The 17,579-nt window shown below is 68.3% G+C and carries 15 protein-coding genes; 8 read left to right on the top strand and 7 right to left on the bottom strand.

All coding sequences use genetic code 11. The annotated features are described in order from the left end of the window. Positions 1-86: 86 nt before the first annotated feature. The 6 genes from GYM46_RS02245 to lspA all read right to left on the bottom strand — a co-directional run bounded on the left by GYM46_RS02245 (position 87) and on the right by lspA (position 6,555). On the bottom strand, positions 87-2,024 hold the full coding sequence (locus GYM46_RS02245; protein ID WP_040349345.1) for a cytochrome c/FTR1 family iron permease: 1,938 nt from the start codon (positions 2,022-2,024) through the stop codon (positions 87-89). Between the two features lie 137 nt (positions 2,025-2,161). Continuing rightward, entirely contained in the window at positions 2,162-3,574 is a 1,413-nt protein-coding gene (gene lpdA / locus GYM46_RS02240; protein WP_008259848.1) for a dihydrolipoyl dehydrogenase, read from the bottom strand. Positions 3,575-3,637: 63 nt separating this feature from the next. After that, entirely contained in the window at positions 3,638-4,897 is a 1,260-nt protein-coding gene (locus GYM46_RS02235) for a cytochrome P450 (protein ID WP_008261169.1), read from the bottom strand. 112 nt (positions 4,898-5,009) lie between these two features. Beyond that, the gene (locus GYM46_RS02230; RefSeq protein WP_040349346.1) at positions 5,010-5,444 is read right to left on the bottom strand and encodes a MerR family transcriptional regulator; all 435 of its coding nucleotides are present in this window, start codon (positions 5,442-5,444) and stop codon (positions 5,010-5,012) included. Positions 5,445-5,492: 48 nt separating this feature from the next. Next, positions 5,493-5,840, bottom strand: coding sequence for an MAPEG family protein (locus tag GYM46_RS02225; protein ID WP_153923203.1), 348 nt, complete (start codon positions 5,838-5,840; stop codon positions 5,493-5,495). A 190-nt stretch (positions 5,841-6,030) separates the two neighbouring features. Then, entirely contained in the window at positions 6,031-6,555 is a 525-nt protein-coding gene (lspA, locus tag GYM46_RS02220; RefSeq protein WP_008258720.1) for a signal peptidase II, read from the bottom strand. Between the two features lie 255 nt (positions 6,556-6,810). Between lspA and GYM46_RS02215 the strand changes: the two genes are divergently transcribed. Beyond that, positions 6,811-7,242, top strand: a complete 432-nt coding sequence (locus tag GYM46_RS02215) for a hypothetical protein (RefSeq protein ID WP_008262257.1) — start codon at positions 6,811-6,813, stop codon at positions 7,240-7,242. A 223-nt stretch (positions 7,243-7,465) separates the two neighbouring features. Here GYM46_RS02215 and GYM46_RS02210 read toward each other — a convergent pair whose 3' ends face one another. Then, entirely contained in the window at positions 7,466-7,801 is a 336-nt protein-coding gene (locus GYM46_RS02210) for a hypothetical protein (protein WP_156796407.1), read from the bottom strand. Positions 7,802-7,990: 189 nt separating this feature from the next. On the opposite strand from GYM46_RS02210, the gene GYM46_RS02205 reads away from it, so the two are divergent. From GYM46_RS02205 to copM, 7 genes are all read left to right on the top strand, one after another. After that, positions 7,991-9,196, top strand: coding sequence for a TolC family protein (locus GYM46_RS02205; protein ID WP_244304272.1), 1,206 nt, complete (start codon positions 7,991-7,993; stop codon positions 9,194-9,196). Continuing rightward, entirely contained in the window at positions 9,196-10,404 is a 1,209-nt protein-coding gene (locus tag GYM46_RS02200; protein ID WP_040349349.1) for an efflux RND transporter periplasmic adaptor subunit, read from the top strand. Before GYM46_RS02205 ends, GYM46_RS02200 begins: the two co-directional genes overlap by 1 nt. A gap of 11 nt (positions 10,405-10,415) precedes the next feature. Beyond that, on the top strand, positions 10,416-13,637 hold the full coding sequence (locus tag GYM46_RS02195) for an efflux RND transporter permease subunit (protein WP_008263211.1): 3,222 nt from the start codon (positions 10,416-10,418) through the stop codon (positions 13,635-13,637). Between the two features lie 38 nt (positions 13,638-13,675). After that, positions 13,676-14,236, top strand: coding sequence for a cation transporter (locus tag GYM46_RS02190; RefSeq protein ID WP_008261511.1), 561 nt, complete (start codon positions 13,676-13,678; stop codon positions 14,234-14,236). Then, positions 14,233-14,922 carry a methyltransferase family protein gene (locus tag GYM46_RS02185; protein ID WP_008264189.1) on the top strand — a complete coding sequence of 230 codons (690 nt, stop codon included), beginning with the start codon at positions 14,233-14,235 and terminating at the stop codon, positions 14,920-14,922. Before GYM46_RS02190 ends, GYM46_RS02185 begins: the two co-directional genes overlap by 4 nt. A 150-nt stretch (positions 14,923-15,072) precedes the next feature. Then, on the top strand, positions 15,073-17,139 hold the full coding sequence (locus GYM46_RS02180) for a heavy metal translocating P-type ATPase (RefSeq protein ID WP_008263530.1): 2,067 nt from the start codon (positions 15,073-15,075) through the stop codon (positions 17,137-17,139). Next, on the top strand, positions 17,136-17,579 hold the full coding sequence (gene copM, locus GYM46_RS02175) for a CopM family metallochaperone (protein ID WP_008261944.1): 444 nt from the start codon (positions 17,136-17,138) through the stop codon (positions 17,577-17,579). The genes GYM46_RS02180 and copM overlap by 4 nt, the downstream gene beginning before the upstream one ends.

Raw genomic sequence — 17,579 nt, 5'->3', positions numbered from 1 at the left:
GGGCGGAGGGCGGTTTCAGAACCGGAAGCCGGCGCCTGCCCATGCGGCCCCCGGCGGGGCGGAAGTTCGCTGAAGGGCTGGCGGCCCTAGCCGATGTCCGCCGGCCGCGCGCCCTTCGGTGCCGCATGCCGGGAGAAGCCGACCACGAGGATAGCGATCGTCAGCAGCTGAACGGCGACGCCTTCGACCGTCGGGTAGAGGCCGAGGATCTCGATACGGGGGATCCAGGCCAGCGGATGGACGTCGAGCCAGCCCACCTCCTGCAGCGCCGCCACCCCCTTCCCGACGAGGACAACCGACAGGATGGCCATAAGGATCGAGCTCAGGGAGAAGAACCGGCCGATCGGCAGGCGCTTGCTGTAGGCCAGCAGGGCCCAGGCAACCACGGCCAGGATGACCACCGCCGTCAGGGCGCCGGCCAGCATGCCGAGGTGGCCGCCCTGGCTCCAGATCGCCGCATAGAACAGGATGGTCTCGAACACCTCCCGGTAGACCACCACGAAGGACAGCAGGAATAGGAACCAGGCCGACCGTTTCGACAGCGCATGGGAGAGCTTGTCGCGGATATAGGTCTGCCAGGCGTCGGCGTGCGACTTACCGTGCATCCAGATGCCCACCGAGACGAGCACGACGGCGGCCAGAAGCGAACCGAACCCTTCGGTCAGTTCCCGGCTGGCGCCGCTGATGGAGATGAAGAAGGTCGCGGCCGCCCAGGTAGCCCCGCCGGCGACCAGCGCGGCGACCCAGCCGCCGTGGACGTAGCGCAGCACCTCGGGCCGTTCGGCCTTCCTGAGGAAGGCGATCATCGCCACCACGATGAGCAGGGCCTCTAGGCCTTCGCGCAGCAGGATGGTGAAGGCGCCGAGGAAGCTGGCGAGATTGTCCGCCTCCTGGGGCGCGAGGGCCCGCTCGGCCGTGTCCAGCAGGGCGTTCGCACGAGCGACCCGACCGGCGACCTCCTGGGCGGGCGCACCCCGGCTGATAGAGACGCGCAGCTCGGTCATGGCGGTCTCGACCCGGCGCAGCAGGGCGCTGTCCCGGGCGCCGAGGGCCGGCTCGATCGGCTCGACGCCGTCGAGGTAGGCGGACAGCGCCGCGTCGGTGGCGGCCTTGCGATCGCCCCGTCGATAGGCGGCCTCGCTCTCCGCCAGGCGCGTCCGCGCCAGGGTCAGCGTCGATCCGGCCGGGCGCGCCGCGGCCTCGGGATGACGTCGCAGATAGGCGGTCAGGGCCCGCGCCCGGGGTTCGCCGAGGCGGGTGGCCAGCTCGGCCGGCGTGGTCTGGGTGAGGGCGGCCAGGTCGGGAAAGGCCGCGCGGACCGCCGGATCGCCGTCCCACAGGCGCTTGCCCTCGGCGGCTTCGGCGTCGGTGAAGGCGAAGCGGCCGACATAGAAGGCCAGCGCCCAGCGGTCCTCGGCCGGCAGGTGCGAGAAGCTGGCCATCGCCGTGCCCTCCAGCCCCTGGTCGATCACCTGATACAGCCCGAAGACGCTGCGCTGGCGCGCGCGCTCCACGTCGGCGAAGGCGATCGCCGGCGGATCGAGCCCTTCGGCGCCGGGGCCGTCGGCGCGCCCGGTCACGCCGTGGCAGACCGCGCACTGCTCGGCGTAGAGGGCGGCGCCGCGGGCCAGGTCGGGCGGGAACGAGGGCGCCAGCGGGCTCGGATAGGCCGTCAGCACCGCGCCGGCCAGGGCCTTGGCCCGGGCGCCGACGACGGCCGGATCCGCCTTGTCCCGGATGGCCGCCTGCAGGCCCTCTGCGTCGCGCATCAGGGCGGCCTTGGCCGGGTTGGCCGGCAGGGCGTCCAGACGCGTCCGGATCTGGGTGCTGAACTCGATCATCTCGCCGTATTCGGCCGGATTGACGATCTCGCCGTCGGCCACTGCGCCGGCGTAGTCGACCGCCACATAATCCAGCAGCCGCCAGGCGACCTGGGCCTCCGAGGCGGACGGCGCCTGGGCGAGGGCCGGGGCGGCCAACCCTAGGGCGAACAGCAGGGTGAGCAGACGGAGCAGAGGACGCATGGGAGACCTAGTTGTGAGCGGCTCGCAATAGCATTCAAGCGACGCCGCTGTCGCGTCTAAACTGCGGACGCGCCCGGGCCCGCAGAGGCGGCCGCGATCGCGGCTGCCGTCGGGTCAGACTTCGTAACGCGCGGCCGTCAGAGGTGGATCGTGCGCTCGGCTACCGCCAGGCAGGCTTCGCGCAGGGCTTCCGGCAGGGTCGGATGGGCGTGGCTTGTCCGCGCCAGATCCTCGGCCGCCGCGCCGAACTGCATGGCGGCGACCGCTTCATGGATCAACCCGCCGGCCTCAGGGCCCAGGATGTGCACGCCGAGGATCTTGTCCGTCGCGGCGTCGGCCAGAACCTTGACCAGACCGTTCTTCTCCAGACGCGCCTTGGCCATGGCGTTGGCGGAGAAGGGGAAGCGCCCCACGCGGTAGGCCACGCCGGCCGCCTTGAGGTCGTCCTCGGTGCGGCCGACCGAAGCCAGTTCCGGCCAGGTATAGACGACCGCCGGAATCGTTCCGTAGTCCACATGGCCCGCGCCCCCCGCCAGGCGTTCGGCCAGGGCGATCCCTTCCTCCTCCGCCTTGTGGGCCAGCATGGCGCCGCCGATGACGTCGCCGATGGCGTAGACCCCGTCGGCGCTGGTCCGGAACCCTTCGTCCACCGGAATAAAGCCCCTGCGGTCGGGCGCAATGCCGACCGTTTCCAGATCGAGCCTGGCGGTTGCGGGCCGTCGGCCGATGGAGACCAGCACGACATCGGCCTTGATGGTTCCTCGCGCGCCATCGCCCATGGGCTCGACGTCGAGGACGACGTCGTCGCCCTCCATCCGCGATCCGACCACCTTATGCCCAAGGCAGAACTGGAAGCCCTGGGCCTCGAGCACCTTGTGCAGCGCCGCCGACATCTCCGAGTCGACGCCGGAGGCGATCCGGTCGAGCACCTCGATGACCGTGACCTCGCTGCCGAGCCGACGCCAGACCGACCCCAGCTCCAGTCCGACGTAGCCGCCGCCGATCACCGCCAGATGGCGCGGCGCCGCCGTCAGGCTCAGGGCGCCGGCGGAGGTGACGATTCGCCGCTCGTCGATGGGCAGGTCGGGCAAGGTCGCCGCTTCCGATCCGCTGGCGATGACCACCGCCTTGCTGGCCTGCACCTCGAAAGCGCCGTCCGCGGCGCGCACCTCCACCCGGTCGCGCGCCAGCAGCCGCCCGCGGCCCTGGAAGCGGGCGACCTTGTGCTTGCGCAGGAGGTAGGCGACCCCTTCGCCAAGCTCGGTCACCACCTTGCCCTTGTGCCGCATGACACCGTCAAGATCGGCCCGCACATTGTCTACCATGACGCCGAACGCTTCGAGATTGCGCGCCATCTCCAGCCGCTCGGTGGCCTGGAGCAGCGCCTTGGACGGAATGCACCCGATGTTCAGGCAGGTCCCCCCGAGCAGTTCGCGGTCGTCGATGACCGCCACCGACAGGCCGAGCTGGCTCGCCCGGATCGCACACGGGTATCCGCCCGGCCCGCCGCCGATGATCACCAGGTCGTAGGAGGTCGTCGAACGGCTCATGGCGTCAGCCTTTGCTGCGAGTGGATGGGAGAGAAGGGCCCCGGCCAGCCCGAGGAAGCGGCATCAGGCGCCCCCCTCATTGAGGGCCGCGTCGCGCGTCTCCATTCGGAACCCGCTTCCGGGGAGGGCCGGCAGGCGGCGGAAGTCGATCTCCAGATCCTGATCCGGCAGCCGGTAGTTCAGGTCGGCGAGCAGGCCGACGGCGCGCTCCATCAGCTCCACGACGATCCCTTCGCCAGGGCAACGGTGACCGGTCGCCGCATCCCCACCGCCCTGGGGGATGAGACCGAACGGATCTCCGGAGCCGTCGCTGAACCGCTCCGGCCGGAACGCCTCGGGATCAGTCCAGTGTGCGGGATCGTGATTGGAGCCATAGAGGTCGAGGACCACCTGACGGCCCTCCGGGAAGACCAGGTCGCGCCAGCGAAACGGCGCGCGCACACGCCCGATCACTGCCGGGAAGAACGGATAGAAGCGTCGGACTTCCTGGACGAAGGCGCGGCGACGTCCGGCGTCGGCGTCGGCCAGACGGGCCGCATCCGGGTGAGCCTGCATCGCGTGCGCCACAAACACGATGTAGACCGAGGTCGCGACAGTCGGCCGCAATACATTGGCCAGTTCGACCGCCGCCGTGTGGATCGGCAACGGTTCGCCGTCCGCGGCGCGGGTCCAGGCCCAGGCGTGGGCGGCCGTGTCCGGATCCGGCGACAGACGGCCGGCGCGAATGTCTTCAATGATCGAGCCCAGCCAGGCGTCGACGCGGCGACGCGCGTGCCTCGACCACAGATGCCGGGGGCCCCGCGATCCCGCCGCGTCGAACAGCGCCCTCAGGTGACGGACCCGTTTCGCCTCTTCGTGCGGCTCGAGCGGCACGCCGGCCCAGGCGCAGACGGCCCGCGTTAGCACCGGCTGCAAGGCGTCATACAGCACGATGTCGTCCTCGCCGGCCCATTCGACGGCCGCGCGCCGCCACTCCGCTTCGAACAGTTCGCCCAGTCGCGCGACACGGGCTGGCGACATCAGGGACATGAACACGCCCTTGCGGGCGCGGTGGGCCTCGCCGTCCAGCCCCTGGACGCCGCCCTCGCCGAGCAGCGTGCGGCGGACCGGCGCCGGCATGGCGCCCGCCCGCACGATGCGGGTCTCGTCATAGAAGATCCGCGCCGCCTCGCGGCCTCTCAGACAGGTCGTCTCCTTCAGCGCCAGGCGGGTCTCGACGACGTCGGCGCCGGCCTGCTCGAACAGGTGGGAAAGGCGCCGATAAGGGTCTGTCAGCAGGGCCAGGGTCTGGTCGCCGTGTCGCGAGGTCGGCCGATGCGTCATCGAAATCCTCCAGAAGGACGGGCGGTCCGCGACGGGAGCCGCCAATCGCCTCCAAACGTCGCGGTGGGCTAATGGCTCCGGGGTCTTTGCGCCTTCCGGATCTTCCACAGGGTCAAAGCGGCGCGGATGGATCGTGCAACGCCTCGATCACCTTGCAGGCGGAGACCCGGCCCCCGGCGCATTCCGTCGTCATCCGCGACAGTTCGCGCTGGAGGGCGCGGAGCCGGGCGATCTTCTGTTTCACATCGGCGAGATGACGTTCGGCCAGGGTGCTGGCCTCGGCGCAGGGCCGATCGGGGTGATCCGACAGATCAAGCAAGGAGCGGATCGAATCCAGATCGAAGCCCAGCTGGCGGGCATGCCGGATGAATGACAGGCGGCGCTCCGCCGCGTCGTCATACATGCGCCGGTCGCTGGCGGTGCGCGGCGGCGGCGGAAGCAAGCCGATTTCTTCATAGAAGCGGATGGTCGGAACCTTGACGCCCGTGGCGGCGGCCAGTTTGCCGATGGGGCGCAACCCGGACGAGGCGGGAGAGGGGAGGGGCATCGCGTCAGCTCGTAACGGCGGGTGAAAGGCATCTGGGGCGGGGAGGGATCATCGGCCCAGCCCCATCAGGACGACGGCGATGCCGAAGGCGGCAATCGTGGAGGCGCCGGTGAGCGCCATGCCGAAGGCCGGGGCCGCCGCGCCCTGCGCGTAACCCAGGGCGAAGAAACCCCGACCAACCAGATAAAGAGGGACCAACACCGGCAGCAGGATCATCTCCTCGCCGCGCAGCACGGTGGCGAGCACCAGGTGGGCGCTCACCGCCAGAACGGTCTGTTCAAGCGAGTTCTGTAGCACGGCGGCGGGTAGGGCGAGCCTGGCGCCGGGCGCCGCATCGGCGGACCCGGCCGGTCGGCGTCGGACCGGAACCGGATGCTGGCCACCACCCTCAAACACCCCGCGAGCCACAGGAAGACCGGGAGATTCGCCTGCAGGGCATAGGCCAGCCTATCGGCCGTCGCCATGTCGCGCGCCGCGCCGAGAAGGGGCGGGGAAAGCCGCAGCCAGGCGGAGGCCGCCGCTGAGGCGGTGATGAGAATCGCCGGCGCCGAGCGGACGGCGATCGCCCTCTGTTCGGCGGGAAGCCTCATCGCGCCGCCCGTCCCAGGGTCGAGGACGCCGCGCGGCTGTCCGAGCCCCGGACGGTGAGGAGGAGCAGCGCGACGCCGCAGACAATGGCCGCATCGGCGAGGTTGAAGGTCGGCCAGTGCGCCGCCCCCCAATGAAGATCGATAAAATCGGTGACCGCGCCAAAGCGTAGCCGGTCGACGAGGTTCCCGATCGCTCCACCGGCGATGAGGCCTGCGGCGGCCGCCGTCACGGCGCTGCGCGTGCGCCAGATCCACGCCAGCAGGGCGCCGATGATCAGGGAGGCCACGGCGCTCAGCGCCCAGCGGCCGACGGCGCCTGAGCCGGCGAACAGGCCGAAGGTGACGCCGGGGTTGAACCCGAGACGCAGCGCGAGAAACGGCGTGAGGTTGATCGGAGCGTCCAGCTGAGCGCGCGCCGCGGCCTTGGCGGCCTGATCCACGACGGCGATCAGCGCCGCGAGCGCGAAGGCGATCGTCTGCAGGCGGCCGGGAACGCGTCGCGTCGGGTGCATGGTGATCATGAAGCCTCCAATGGATTTCAACTGATTTTGGGCCCTCTAGTTACTAGAGGATCAAGCTGGTTTTATCTGACAGGCGTTTCTTTCATGGAAGCCATGCATTCTCGGCATGATCGTCTAGCCATTGGGAGATGCATGCTTCTCGCGAAAGGGTAATCCGATGACTGAACCCCCTCTCGTCCTGTGCACTTCCTCGCCCGGCTGCAGTTGCGGCGTGGCCTCCAGGTTCGACAGCGCCACCCCGCCTACCGGCGCATCATGATCGCGGTGATCGCCGTCAACTGCGCCGCCTTTATGGCCATAGCCAGCGGCGTGTCCCTGCAAGGCTCGGCGCCCCCTGGGCGCCAATGTGCTCAACTTCCTGGCCGACGCGCCACCTACGGCATCAGCCTGGCCGTGATCGGACGTTCGGTCGCCGTGCAGTCCGGGGCGGCCAATGGCCAAGGCGCCAGCCTCGTTGCGTTGGTGCTGTTATTCCTCAGCTACGCGATCTCGCGAGCCACCTCCGGGGCGCCGTCCCGTGGCATCACCGGACTGGGCCCTCTGGGCTTCTTCGCCAACGCCCTGGCCGGCTTACTGCTGGTAAGCCACTGCGCAGGCGACGCCAACGTCCGCTCGCTCTGGCTATGCGCGCGCAACGACCTTACCCAGAGCCTGGCGTCGCGGCGACCGGCGGAGCGGTCTGGCTGACCGGTTCACGATGGCCCGACCTGATAGCGGGAGCGCTACTCAGGTGAAGATTGCGCATTCTGCAATCTCGATCCACCTGCAGACGCAGCGAAAGAATCGGACGCGATCAGCGTGCGCTCGCTTAAAGATCGCTCGACGTTGCTGAATAGGTCGAGATGGCCGACGACGCGCCACTCTCGGCCTTGCATGTCGACTTTCCCTCTCCCTCACCGCGGATTGGTGGTCACTCGAAACAGTCGCAGCCCCCGAACACTGTAACAGATTGCTTGATCGCCCGAATGAAAGTATCCACCACGCGATGGCGTGGCCAATTGCGACATGGGCAAGACTGATACTGGCGGTGACCCTGGTCTCCGCCGTGTTTTTCGTCGCCCCGATCGCTGACGCCGCGACCTGCGTCCCGGAGACGGCATCGGCTCACGCCATGGTCGTTGAAGATGCGGGCGATGGCGACCAGGTCGACCTTGGCGCTGGGCACGGAGTCTGCACCCACGGCCACTGCCACCACAACGGAACTGCCCGTGCGGATGTCGCCGACCACATCGCGATGCAGATCCACGCGCGGCCTGTTCACGCCTTCCCCTCGAGTGATTTTCCGTCGTCGATCTCTCCCGACGGCCTGAAGCGCCCTCCCAGAGTCTGACCGGACGTCTGCGCCGCCGTGCGCGCGAACTCGTGTCAAATTTCTGGAAGATGAATCATGCCTCCCTCATATCGCAGGCCGCCGCGTTTCGCGGTCGGCTGCGCGTTGGCCGCATTCGCGGCCGTGCTGGCCAGTCCCGCTTGGGCTGACCCCGCGCCGTCCTTCGCCGAGCTGCTCGCCCAGCTGGGTCAAACCCCGGCCACCCTTGAAGCCGGCGCCCTGTCGGACGCCGCCGAAGCACGTGTCCGCCAGGCCCGTGCGAGGCCTAATCCGACGATCGCTCTCGACGCCGAGAACGCTTTCGGCACGGGGCCCTTCTCGGGCTACGCCAATGCCGAAACCACCTTGTCGATCAGCCAGGACCTCGAGCTGTGGGGACGTCGGACCGCGCGGGTCAATGTCGCCCGCGCGGAAGCCGGAACCGCGGCGCTGCAGCGGGATCTCGCCATCATCGACGCCGCCGGAAGGCTCGCTCAGGTCTATGCCGATGCGGAAGCCGCCCAAAGGCGGGCTGCTCTCGCGGAGGAAAGCCTCACCCTGACCATCGCCGATGCGAGGGCCGCCCTTGTTCTTGTCGAGGAAGGCCGTGAGCCGCTGCTGCGCGGCATCCAGGGGGAAAGCGAAGCGGCTGCGGCGCGTGCCTCTCGCGATGAAGCCGTCGCGGAGCGCGACGCGGCCTTCGCGCGGCTGACCGCAGTCGCCATGCTGGCGGCTCCGGTCACGACGATCGACACCAGCCTGCTGGACCTCGCACCTGCCGCGACCTTCGCTCCCCCGGCGGAGGCGCCGGCCGTTCGCGTCGCCGAGGCTCAGCGCGCGGCCGCCGAACGCAGGATCGATGTGGAGCGGATCCGCTCGCGCCCGGACATCAACGCCAGCGTTGGTGTCCGTCGCTACGAGATGGAAGACGCGACGGCGCTGACTTTCGGCGTCAGCATGCCGCTGCCCCTGTTCGACCGCAACCGCGGGAACATCGACGCGGCGCAGGCCGACTTCCGGGCTGCGGATGCGCGGCTCCTGGGCGCCCGCCAGGAGGCCCAGGCCGATCGCGCCGCAGCGCGGGCGCGCCTCGCCGCCTCCGTGAGCCGGGTCTCCGCCGCCGATGCAGGGGTGGCGTCTGCCGAGGAGGCCTACCGTCTGTCGCGGATCGGATCCGAAGCGGGGCGCATCTCTCAACTCGAGCTGCGGGTCACCCGTGCAGCCCTGATCTCTGCCCGAACTTCGGCCGTCGATGCGCGCCTTGCACGCGTCCAGGCCGAGATTGAACTTGCGCGCCAGGACGGCCGCGCCCCCTTCCAAGGAGCCCAATGATGCGCAAGCGCACATCCAACAAGACGTTGCTGATCGGCGGCGCCGCCGCCGTCGTTCTGCTTGGCGGAGGCGGGCTGTTCCTGCTCACGCGCGGGCCGGACGCCGCTCCAGCCGCCGCCGAGGGTGAGGCGGGTCACGCTGAAGAAGAGGGCGCTCATGCCGAGGGCGAAGCCGGCCACGAAGGCGAGGCCGAAGCGCCGGAAGGCTTCGTCGCTCTGAGCGCGGCCCAGGCCCAGGCCGCCAACCTGATCGTGGTCGGCGTCGGTCGGGGAGGGGGCGCCGAAACCCGGCTCTCCGGGCGGGTCGAGCCCATGGTCGACGCGCGCGCCGCTGTGGCGGCGTCCGTCGGCGGGCGGGTCGAGCGGGTTCTCGTAGCTCCGGGCCAGTCGGTCCGGATCGGTCAGCCCCTGGCGAGCGTCGTCAGCGGTGAAGCGGCGACGTTCCGCGCGGACGCAGACGCGGCGGCCGCCGAAACTGAAGTGGCGCGCCAGGCTTATCAACGCAACCGCAATCTGGCGGACCAGGGCGTTGTCGCCCGACAGGAGGTCGAGGCGTCCCGCGCGCAACTGCTCAGCGCCGAAGCCGGCGCCCGCGCGGCTCGCGCGCGGTCCAGCGCGGCGGGCTCGCCCAACGCTTCGGGCCGCCTCAGCGTCACCAGCCCCATCACCGGAGTCGTGACCAGCGTCCAGGTCGGACCGGGCGGCTTCGTCGCCCCTGGCGGCGTTGTCGCCGAGGTCACCAACCCGGCCAGGGTTGAGCTCGTCTTCAACGCGCCGCCTGCTTTGGCCGCCAATGTAAGGGCCGGGGCGCCTCTGCGGGTCAGCAGCCCCAGCGGCGACTTCGACGCCATCGTCACCGGCGTTGCCGCAGGCGCGGGCGGCGAAAGCGGCGCCACGGTCATTCGGGCCCGGCCGACGGGCTCTGTCCTCCCGCCGGCCGGTTCCGCCGTCACGGGGGCGATCGTGACGGGCGAGACGACCGGCGGTCTCACCGTGCCGACCGAGTCCGTCCAGACCGTCGACGGCAACACCGTCGTCTTCGTTCAGGTCCCGAACGGCTTCCAGGCCCGTCCGGTGCTCGCCGGTCGTCAGGCCGGGGGGCGGACTGAAATCCTGCGTGGCCTCACCGGGGCTGAACGGGTCGCCGGCACGAACGCCTTCCTCCTCAAAGCCGAGCTCGCCAAGGGCGAGGCCGAGCACGGTCACTAGGGGCGCACCGCATGTTCAAATTCATCATCGAACTCTCGGTCAAATTCCGATGGTTCGTGGTTCTCGCCACGGCGCTTGTCGCGGCCTACGGACTCCTCGAGCTGACACGGCTTCCCATCGACGCCGTGCCGGATATCACCAATCGCCAGGTCCAGGTGACCACGGTCGCTCCGGCGCTCGCGCCTGAACAGATCGAACGACAGGTCACCTACCCGATTGAAACCGCCATGGCCGGCATTCCCGGCCTGACCACGACCCGATCCCTCAGCCGAAACGGCTTCAGCCAGGTCACGGTCATCTTTACCGACCAGACCGACATCTATTTCGCGCGCCAGCAGGTCGCCGAACGGCTCGCGGGCGCCCGGGAGGCCATGCCTGACGGGGTGGAGCCGACCATGGCCCCGATCACCACGGGCCTCGGTGAAGTGCTGATGTGGACGATCGACTACAAGCCATTCAACAGTCAGAACCTCGCCAAGCCTGGCGAGCCGGGCTGGCAGGCGGGCGGAGCCTATCTGACGCCCGAAGGCGATCTGCTTTCGACCCCGCAGCAGCGCGCCACCTATCTGCGCACCGTGCAGGACTGGATCGTCGCGCCGCAAATGCGGACCGCCCCCGGTCTCGCCGGCGTCGACACCGTCGGCGGCTATGTGAAGGAGTATGCGGTCCGTCCGGACGCGGCGCGCCTTTCCGCCTACGGCCTGGGCATGGGCGACCTTATCCAGGCCCTCGATCGCGCCAACACTCAGGCCGGCGCAGGCTATATCCAACGCGCTGGCGAAGCTCTGACGGTCCGCACCGACGCCTTGGCCTCCACCGTGGAAGATCTGGCTCAGGCGCCGGTCGTCAACCGGAACGGCCTGATCGTGCGGGTCGCCGATGTCGCCACGGTCGAGATCGGCCAGGCTCCGCGCCTGGGCGGCGCCAGCCGTGACGGCCACGAGGCCGTGCTCGGAACGGCGCTGATGATCGCGGGCGGCAACAGCCGCACCGTGGCCCAGGCGGCCGGGGAGCGACTCGATGAGGTTCGCAAGACTCTGCCCGCAGGGATCGAGGCGGTGACGGTCCTTGACCGTAGCGCCCTGGTCAACTCGACCATCTCGACCGTGGCCCGCAACCTCACCGAGGGCGCCCTTCTGGTCATCGTCGTGCTGTTCCTGCTGCTCGGAAACATTCGTGCGGCCAGCATCACGGCCTTGATGATCCCGATCAGCTTCCTGTTCGCCGTCATCGGCATGAATAGGTTTGGCATCAGTGGAAACCTGATGAGCTTGGGCGCGCTGGACTTCGGCCTTCTGGTCGATGGGGCGGTCATCGTCGTCGAAAGCACCCTGCTGATGCTATCGCAGCGGCGGATCGATCTGGGACGGGCCCTGACCCGTCGGGAACGCCTCGATGTCGCCGTGGCCGCAGCTCGCAAGATGGTCAAGCCGGCCGCCTTCGGTCAGCTGATTATCCTGCTGGTCTTCACGCCCCTGCTGATGCTTGAGGGGGTGGAGGGCAAGACCTTCGTCCCCATGGGGGCGACGGTGATGCTGGCCTTGGTCGGGGCCTTCATCTTCTCCTTCACCTTCGTTCCGGCCATGACGGCCCTGCTGGTGCGGGATCCCAAGAAGGTCGAGACCGACGAACACGGCCACGCCCACGAACACGAAACCTTCCTGCTCCGCCACGCGCGGCGTTGGATCCAGCCGGCCATCCGCGCCGCCGTCGATCGTCCGAAGATCGTCCTGATCTCGGCGCTCGGCGCGGTCGTCGTCGGTGGTCTGGCCTTTTCGTCCCTCGGGCGGGAGTTCATCCCTACCCTGGACGAAGGCGACATCGCCATGCAGGCGCTGCGTGTTCCCTCGGCGTCGCTGGAACAGTCGCTCGCCATGCAGATGGCGTTGGAACGGGTCATCACCGCCCAGCCGGAAGTCGAGACCATGTTCTCCAGGACCGGCACCGCCGAGGCGGCCGTCGACCCGATGCCGCCCAACATTTCGGACAGCGTCATCGTTCTGAAGGACCGCAAGGACTGGCCGGATTCAGGTCTCGAGAAGGAAGCCTTGCTCGAGCGGTTCGAAGAGCTCGCCAACCAACAGATCGGGAATAATTTCGAGTTCAGCCAACCCATCGAGCTCCGCTTCAACGAACTCATTTCCGGGGTCCGGACCGACCTCGCGGTCATGGTCTACGGCGATGACTTCGACACCATGCAGCGGGTCGCTGATGAGGTGGCCGGCGTACTGCGGCAGACCACCGGCTCCGCCGACGTTCGCGTCGAACAAGCGTCGGGCTTGCCGACGCTCACGGTCAGCGTCGATCGGTTCGCGGCGGCCAGCTACGGCCTGTCCGCAGCCGACGTTTCTGAAGCGGTCTCGGCCGCCATCGGCGGCGCGGAGGCCGGCCGGATTTTCGAGGGCGACCGTCGCTTCGACGTCGTCGTCCGTCTTCCGGACGATGCGCGCAACGATCCGGCGGCGCTCGCGGCCCTGCCGATCGTCTCTTCGACAGGCGTAACCGTGCCGCTGTCTTCGGTAGCCCGTATCCAAAGCGCCGAGGGGCCGAACCAGATCAGCCGCAACGACGGTAGCCGACGGATGGTGGTCCAGGCCAACGTTCGCGGCCGGGATCTGGGCGGCTTCGTCACCGACGCACAAACCAAGGTGGACCAAATCCAGCTCCCGCCGGGCGTCCGCCTGACCTGGGGCGGTCAGTTCGAGAACCTCAAACGGGCCGAACAACGGCTGGGCCTGGTTATTCCGATCGTCTTCGTCCTGATCGGTGTGCTGCTGTTTATGGCTCTGGGGTCGTTCTCCGAGGCTGGGCTGGTCTTCGCCTGCGTGCCCTTGGCCTTGATCGGCGGCGCCTTGGCGCTTCTCATGCGAGGGATGCCGTTCTCGGTGTCTGCGGCCGTTGGCTTCATCGCCGTCTCGGGTGTGGCGACCCTGAACGGACTTGTTTTGATGCAGGCCATTCGCGAGCGATTGCAGGCGGGGCTCGCGCCCCGGGACGCGGCGATCGAAGGGGCGTCCAGCCGATTGCGTGCGGTGTTGACGACAGCCTTGGTCGCCATTGTCGGCTTCATCCCGATGGCGCTCGCCCACGGCGCGGGGGCCGAGGTTCAGAAGCCTCTGGCGACGGTCGTCATCGGCGGCCTTCTGACCGCGACGGCCCTGACCCTGCTGGTCCTGCCGACCTTCGCGGCCAAGGCGGTGCGTCATCGCAAGGACGAGGGGGTTGAGGATTGATTGCTCGCACTCAGGATGACCGTCAGCAGCGACGCACGTTGCTGACGGTTCTCGCGCTCAACGCGGGCCTGGCATTAGCGCTCGGGATCGGCGGCTTGTCCGCCGATTCCAGCGCTCTGCTGGCCAATGCAGTGGACAACGCCTCGGACGCTGCTGTCTATCTGATCAGCTTTCTCGCGATCGGTCGGCCTGGTTCGTGGAAGCGGGGGGCGGCGCGCCTCTCGGGCGTCATGCTCCTTATCTTCGGCGCTGGCGTCCTTCTGGACGCGGGTCGTCGATTCCTCATCGGGACCGAACCGATCGGCCCGACCATGATGGGACTCTCGGTCGTCGCAGCGATCATCAACCTGATCTGCCTGCAGTTGATCCGCCGTCAGCACAGCGGCGACGTCAACATGAAGGCTGCCGAGACGTTCAGCTTTAACGACTTCGCCTCCAACGGGGGAATCCTCGTCGCCGGGGCCCTGGTGCTCTGGCTCGGCCAGGCGTGGCCGGACCTCGTCGTCGGCGTCCTCGTGGCCGCCATCGCGTTGAAGGGCGGCGTGGATATCCTGCGCGATGCGGCTAAGGATCGTCCGGCTGAGGGGGAGGGGCAATGATGCCGCTCGAGCCCTCCGACAGCGTCTCCAAGCCCGCAAGCCCCGCTTTGTCCGGCTCCTCGCCCCCTGATGACGCCTGTCGATCAGCGGTCGATATCCAATCCGTTCAACGATGGCGCAAGGCGGGCATTCTCGTCGGGGGCCTGCTTCTTGTCGTCTGCGCGGCGCTCGTCACATCCTGGCCCTTGCTCGAACATCCTGTCGAGCATCTGGGCCTGATCGCCATCATGGTTTGCATCATCGGTCGGGCTTGGTGTTCCCTTTACATCGGTGGCCGCAAGAAACAGGAGATCATATCCGCAGGACCGTATTCGGTCAGCCGCAATCCGCTGTACGTCTTCAGCTTCATCGGCGCGTTTGGCATCGGCGCCCAGTCCGGCAGCCTTAGCGTCGGTTTGGTCTTCGGATTAGCCTGCTGGGTGGTGTTTCGCATCGTGGTCGGCCGCGAAGAACGCTTCCTCTCCGACGCCTTTGGACACGACTACCAAGCTTACCGTGAGCGCACCCCTCGGTTCCTGCCCAAGCTCTCCCTATGGCGCGACGAGGCGGAAATCATGATCCGGCCGGTATTCTTCGTCCGCACGGTGCGCGACGGCTTCGTCTTTCTCCTAGCGCTTCCGCTTTTCGAAGCGATTGAGCAGCTCCAGCGGCTCGGGGGCTTTAATGCCGTCGTGCCCGTGCCCTGAGGTCGGGAGAACCGGGATGACCACCTGCGAGCGGATCGCGCTGGAACCCGCTGGCCCGGCGCGCCTTCGCCCGTGTCGCTATCCCGCCCCCTCGATCGCGGCGGTCGCCGCAAGCAGCCGCGATTCCCAACCCGCAACGGGACCCTATTTATGACCAGCACAACACTGCCGGACCATCTCCACACCAAGTCCGAGGAGCACGATCACGGTGGCGTTCTAGGCTCCAATACGGAGCTGATCTTCGCCCTGACAAGTGGCCTTGCTCTGGGCCTTGGATTCGCCCTCGAGAAACTCGCAACGGGCCTTCCCGCTTGGATTCCCCTCGCCCTCTTCCTGATCGCCTACATCTTCGGCGGCTTTTTTACGGTGCGAGAAGCGTTCGAGAACCTCCGCCAGAAGCGCTTCGAGATCGATACCTTGATGCTCGTCGCAGCCGCAGGTGCGGCGGCGCTCGGGGCCTGGGCCGAAGGCGCTCTCCTGCTGTTTCTGTTCAGCATCGGCCACGCGCTCGAACACTACGCCATGGGCCGCGCCAAACGCGCGATCGAGGCCCTGGCCGAGCTTGCCCCCCGGACAGCCCATGTGCGACGCGACGGGCAGGTCGTCGAATTGCCTGTCGAAGATTTGGTCGTCGGCGACACCGTGGTGGTGCGTCCAAACGAACGACTGCCCGCTGATGGCTTTGTCGTGGTCGGCACCACAAGCATCAACCAAGCCCCCGTGACCGGCGAAAGCATGCCTGTCGACAAGCAGCCCGTCGCGGACCCCGAGGCGGCGCGGGCGAGACCGGCCCAGGTCGGATCGCCGTCTCTCGTCTTCGCGGGCACCATCAATGGCTCAGGCGCCATCGAGATTGAGACGACCCGCACATCGAGCGACACCACCCTGGCCAAGGTGGTTCGGATGGTGAGTGAGGCCGAGACGCAGAAGTCGCCGACCCAGCGCTTCACGGACAGGTTCGAAAGCATCTTCGTGCCTGTGGTGCTGGCGCTCGCCTTTGTCCTGCTGTTCGCCTGGGTCGTCGTCGATGAGCCGTTCCGCGACAGCTTCTATCGCGCCATGGCCGTGCTGGTCGCCGCGAGTCCTTGCGCGCTCGCCATCGCCACCCCGAGCGCCGTCCTCTCGGGCGTCGCCCGTGCGGCGCGCGCCGGTGTCCTGATCAAGGGCGGCGCGCCGTTGGAGAACCTCGGCTCGCTCAACGCCATCGCCTTCGACAAGACCGGCACCCTGACCGAGGGACGGCCGCGGATCACCGACGTCATGACGGTGCGCGGGACGAAGGAGGGCGATCTTCTGGCGGTCGCTGTGGCGGTCGAACGGCTCAGCGACCACCCGTTGGCGGAGGCCATCGCGCGCGACGGTGGCGCACGCTTGCGCGATACGATCATCCCGGCCGCGATCGACCTCAAGAGCCTGACGGGCAAGGGCGTGACCGCCCAGCTGCACGGCGAGACGATCTGGATAGGGAAGCCGGAGATGTTCGGCGTCGACGGCGTAGCGCCGCTCGGCGACGAAACAACCTCTGTCGTCGCTCAATTGCGACTGCAGGGTCGAACCCTGATGGTGGTGCGACGCGGCACGCGCGATCTCGGTGTCATTGGGCTTCTTGATACGCCTCGCCCAGCGGCGCGGCCGACGCTGACCGCTCTTCGCGCCCTCGGCATCGGGCGAATGATCATGATCTCGGGCGATCACCAGAAGGCCGCACAGGCGATCGCCGGACAGGTCGGCCTGACAGAGGCTTGGGGCGACCTCATGCCCGAGGACAAGGTTGACGCCATCAAACGCCTTCGCGCTGACGGCAAGATCGCCATGGTCGGCGACGGGGTGAACGACGCCCCGGCCATGGCCACGGCGACCGTCGGTATCGCGATGGGCGCGGCTGGCTCCGATGTTGCGCTTGAGACCGCCGACGTCGCCCTGATGTCGGACGACCTGTCGCAGCTGCCCTTCACCGTCGGTCTCAGCCGACAGACGCGGCGCATCATTCTCCAGAATCTCTACGTCAGTCTCGGAATCGTCGCCTTCCTTGTGCCGGCGACGATCCTCGGCCTTGGCATCGGCCCTGCCGTGGCGCTCCACGAGGGGTCGACCCTGCTGGTGGTGTTCAACGCTCTGCGCCTGCTCGGCTACCACGACCGAACGGCGCCCATCCTTCCCAGTGCAATCCCGGCCGCCCCCGTGGCCCCGCCGGCTCTCTCGAGGACATCGTCATGAAGCGTTTCGGATGGATTTCCGTCATCGCCGTCTTTCTCGCCCTGTCGGCCTTCGCCTTCGGGATGATCTCGCGGCAAACCCGCGAGGTCCCTGCGGCGCCGTCGGCGGCTGACTCTCGCCCGAGCGACACCGAGGCAAGCCACGCTGGCGAGACCACGGACAGCCCATCGACTCGCGCCTATCGCGAGGCCAGCGCGAAGATGCACCAGGCCATGAGCATCAACTACACGGGCGACGCCGACATCGACTTCCTGCGCGGAATGATCGCCCACCACGAGGGTGCGCTCGCAATGGCCAAGGTCGCCGTCGAGCATGGCGAAGCCCGCGACGTGCGCAGTCTGGCCGATGAGATCATCGCGGCCCAGGAATCCGAAATTGTCCGGATGAGAATCCTTCTTGCGCGCCATGAGGACACGCCCGCGCCCAACGCAAGGCCCTGA

It is taken from the genome of Brevundimonas mediterranea (assembly GCF_011064825.1).
Lineage (GTDB): Bacteria > Pseudomonadota > Alphaproteobacteria > Caulobacterales > Caulobacteraceae > Brevundimonas > Brevundimonas mediterranea_A.
Note: the sequence above shows the minus strand (reverse complement) of the source record. Positions and strands in the feature narration are given on the sequence as shown.

Bases quoted from the DNA above. Each gene is read 5' to 3' on its own strand.
- GYM46_RS02245 (WP_040349345.1), bottom strand. From the start codon at position 2,024: ATGCGTCCTCTGCTCCGTCTGCTCACCCTGCTGTTCGCCCTAGGGTTG.
- lspA (WP_008258720.1), bottom strand. From the start codon at position 6,555: ATGATCACCATGCACCCGACGCGACGCGTTCCCGGCCGCCTGCAGACG.
- copM (WP_008261944.1), top strand. From the start codon at position 17,136: ATGAAGCGTTTCGGATGGATTTCCGTCATCGCCGTCTTTCTCGCCCTG.
- GYM46_RS02195 (WP_008263211.1), top strand. From the start codon at position 10,416: ATGTTCAAATTCATCATCGAACTCTCGGTCAAATTCCGATGGTTCGTG.
- GYM46_RS02235 (WP_008261169.1), bottom strand. From the start codon at position 4,897: ATGACGCATCGGCCGACCTCGCGACACGGCGACCAGACCCTGGCCCTG.
- GYM46_RS02215 (WP_008262257.1), top strand. From the start codon at position 6,811: ATGATCGCGGTGATCGCCGTCAACTGCGCCGCCTTTATGGCCATAGCC.
- GYM46_RS02230 (WP_040349346.1), bottom strand. From the start codon at position 5,444: ATGCCCCTCCCCTCTCCCGCCTCGTCCGGGTTGCGCCCCATCGGCAAA.
- lpdA (WP_008259848.1), bottom strand. From the start codon at position 3,574: ATGAGCCGTTCGACGACCTCCTACGACCTGGTGATCATCGGCGGCGGG.
- GYM46_RS02200 (WP_040349349.1), top strand. From the start codon at position 9,196: ATGCGCAAGCGCACATCCAACAAGACGTTGCTGATCGGCGGCGCCGCC.
- GYM46_RS02185 (WP_008264189.1), top strand. From the start codon at position 14,233: ATGATGCCGCTCGAGCCCTCCGACAGCGTCTCCAAGCCCGCAAGCCCC.
- GYM46_RS02180 (WP_008263530.1), top strand. From the start codon at position 15,073: ATGACCAGCACAACACTGCCGGACCATCTCCACACCAAGTCCGAGGAG.